The organism is Wolbachia endosymbiont of Glossina morsitans morsitans (genome assembly GCF_000689175.1).
In the GTDB taxonomy this organism is placed as follows: Bacteria; Pseudomonadota; Alphaproteobacteria; order Rickettsiales; family Anaplasmataceae; genus Wolbachia; species Wolbachia pipientis.
This window is the reverse complement of record NZ_AWUH01000001.1, coordinates 5,278-8,172: the sequence shown is the minus strand read 5'-3', so window position 1 is coordinate 8,172 and position 2,895 is coordinate 5,278. Positions and strand designations below refer to the sequence as shown.

Genomic DNA, 2,895 nt, shown 5'->3' with positions numbered 1-2,895 from the left:
AAAGGTTGCAGCAAGAATTAGACTGTATTCTTGGTGGTGTCGACAAAGATAACCCTTCTTCTCTAAGTAAAGGTCTTACTGTATTAGAAAAGTTTTTGAATGAACGCAAGGGTACTCAAGACTTAAAGAGAGTTTTAAGCCTTCATAACAATAAAGGGAAGTTACGAATCTTTCAATATATCAGAAATGTTTTTCATAGTGATGAAACTTGTTGTAAAGAAGCAGATAGATTATTGCTGGCAGCAGGAATAAAAGATTTCAAAGGGTTAGATAGTGAAAAGCATCTGCTTAAATCTAGGACTCTATGGGATAATTTAATACTAGACCAGCAGGCAAAGTTAGAAGTGTTTTTAGATGAAGTAGGTAAAGCGCAAGACACGAATCAATTAGAACAAGTTGTAAACGAAGCTATAAAGTCTGGAATAAGGTTTAATTTTCCTCATCAAGGAAAGATGTATGAAGATAAGTATAACTTTATGGATTGTGTGATGAAAAGAATAAAAGAGATTAGTGAATTAGAAAAGAACTCCAAGGTTGCTAGTGATATAATATGTAAATTAGTATCAAAAGGAGCGGTGTGGTATGTTGTAGATAGTATGTATGTGCTCAATACACTGGAATTAGAATTTGAAGATCATGAAACTAATATGATAAAAGCTCATGGAAGTTGTGCAAATCTTACTCTCAAGTTTATGGAAGTTGTTGGAGGTGCAACTAATGGTAAGTTAAAAGATGCAAAAATGGACAACTCTACTTTCTACTTAGAGTATTCAGAGGATAGCATAATAGATGTCGCAAAGATAACAGATGGGGCAAGGAGCTTAGGGTTAACTCAAGGAAAAATAGAATACGGAAGAGATATAGTAAAGATCGGTAAAAGTGAGGTAGAAATTATAATGGAAAATGGCATAAGGCATTACACTAATAATGCAGACAACAGTAATATAGTGTTAACTTTCTCTACTAGTTTAGGAGAATTAGAAGTTATAGCCTTTCTTATAATAGTCCGAATGCGATAAGATATGTGTTTATGGCTATAGCAGGTCAGTAGCATATTACGGTCTGTTCGGATTATTGTAAAAAGAGCTATAATTTGTACCCTGACAAGCAAGATAAAATAATAGTAGAAGTTAGTAACAAAAAGGAAATACTGGAAAAGTTCAAAAATTGTAAAGAAGAATTAGGTGAGAATTGCTCGCTTGGTGGATATTGGATCTACGATGCTATTAAACAGGGATATTCTGAAAGGTCTGGAAAACTTTGTCATTTTTTTGAAACAATTAGTCTATCTAAAAAAGTCTCAGAAGGAGTCAAAGCAGCGGTAAAAGGTTTAAAGTGTGGTGATATAGTGAGTTCTTCATCCAGTAATATATTTCCTCCAAAAGCGATTATGCAGGAAGGTAAAGCAAGAGTACCAGGAGCATGAACTCAAAGTTGCTTAGGGTCAAGTTTTGAGTATTTTACTAAAATAGCTTTAACATTTTTTGGGGAATGTTTTAAATCCTATGGTGACGTTAAGTTAATAGCTTAAGAGATATTCTAAAGGAGTTATCTTATTTAAAAAATTACTTGGACGCTTACAGTTTTTTGAGCATAGCCTTTCATGTTAGATTCAAAGAAGACTGAATAGGCTGCTCCACACTTTCTACTTTCTCGAGCTTGGTGTTGGGCTTAAAGGTATTGACCTTACCCAGAAAAAGTGGAGAGAAAGTTTGGAATGTTTTTCACAAAGAGAATGATGAATCAAAATGCTCAGGAATGCAATAGTTATAGCTCTTTTTACAATAATCCGAACAGACCGTAATATGCTACTGGCCTGCTATAGCCATAAACACATATCTTATCGCATTCGGACTATTATAAGAAAGGCTATAATAGTGGCGTTGTTTGTTATAAAAAATTTCTATGTATTCAAATATTGCAGTTCTAGTTTGTTGAGCAGAGTGTTGTGAAGTATCAATAAGTATTTCTCTTTTCAATGAGTTAAAGAAGCTTTCTGCAACAGAATTGTCGTAACAACAGCCTTTATTACTCATCTATATTCTTTACAGCTAAGAGATATTGATAACCTTGCGAAGTATATTTGTGAACCTTGATCACTATGTAATAGTAGATTTTTGGCAGGTTTACGCTTGTTAACGGCCATTAATAAAGAGTCCATAACCAATTGTTTATTTATTGAACTGCTCATTAACTACCATACGTGAATATAGATCGATTATTGTTGCCAAATATAGCCATCCTTCTTTGGTTTTTATATAAGTAATCCCATACTTTATTTGGTTTATATGTACATCATCATGATCAATTCTAATGCATCTAACTAATGCTATGATGACCTTACCCAGAAAAAGTGGAGAGAAAGTTTGGAATGTTTTTCACAAAGAGAATGATGAATCAAAATGCTCAGGAATGCAATAGTTAATAGTGACGTTGTTTGTCATAAAAAATTTCTATATATTCAAATATAGCAGTTTTGATATGCTGTTTAGAGTGCCGAGAGGTGTCTATTGGTAACTCCCTTTTTAGAGAATTGAAGAAGCTTTCCACAACAGAATTGTCGTAACAACAACCTTTATAACTCATCTATGTTTTTTATGGATAAGAGATATTGATAACCTTGCGAAGTATATTGTGAACCTTGATCACTATGTAATAGTAGATTTTTGGCAGGTTTACGCTTGTTAACGGCCATTAATAAAGAGTCCATAACCAATTGTTTATTTATTGAACTGCTCATTAACTACCATGCGTGAATATAGATCGATTATTGTTGCCAAATATAGCCATCCCTACCCCTACAACAACATTGCAAGCATTGATTTTTCTCCATATGAAAAGAGTCTGGAAGCTCTTTTACTCTAAACACGATGTTTACATCCTCAAAATTAATCT

1 protein-coding gene and 3 pseudogenes are annotated in these 2,895 nt (G+C 33.4%); 2 read left to right on the top strand and 2 right to left on the bottom strand.

The features are described 5' to 3' along the window. Nucleotides 1-1,019, top strand: a pseudogene (locus tag WGMM_RS06230) (ankyrin repeat domain-containing protein); the annotation flags it as partial. A gap of 74 nt (nt 1,020-1,093) precedes the next feature. Next, the gene (locus tag WGMM_RS00035; protein ID WP_038248059.1) at nt 1,094-1,426 is read left to right on the top strand and encodes a hypothetical protein; all 333 of its coding nucleotides are present in this window, start codon (nt 1,094-1,096) and stop codon (nt 1,424-1,426) included. A 382-nt stretch (nt 1,427-1,808) separates the two neighbouring features. On the opposite strand, the pseudogene WGMM_RS07415 reads toward WGMM_RS00035, so the two are convergent. Together WGMM_RS07415 and WGMM_RS07410 are read right to left on the bottom strand one after the other, a co-directional pair. Further along, a pseudogene (locus WGMM_RS07415) lies at nt 1,809-2,267 on the bottom strand (IS3 family transposase); the annotation flags it as partial. A 111-nt stretch (nt 2,268-2,378) separates the two neighbouring features. Then, nucleotides 2,379-2,792: pseudogene (locus WGMM_RS07410) on the bottom strand (transposase); the annotation flags it as partial. Nucleotides 2,793-2,895 lie beyond the last annotated feature (103 nt).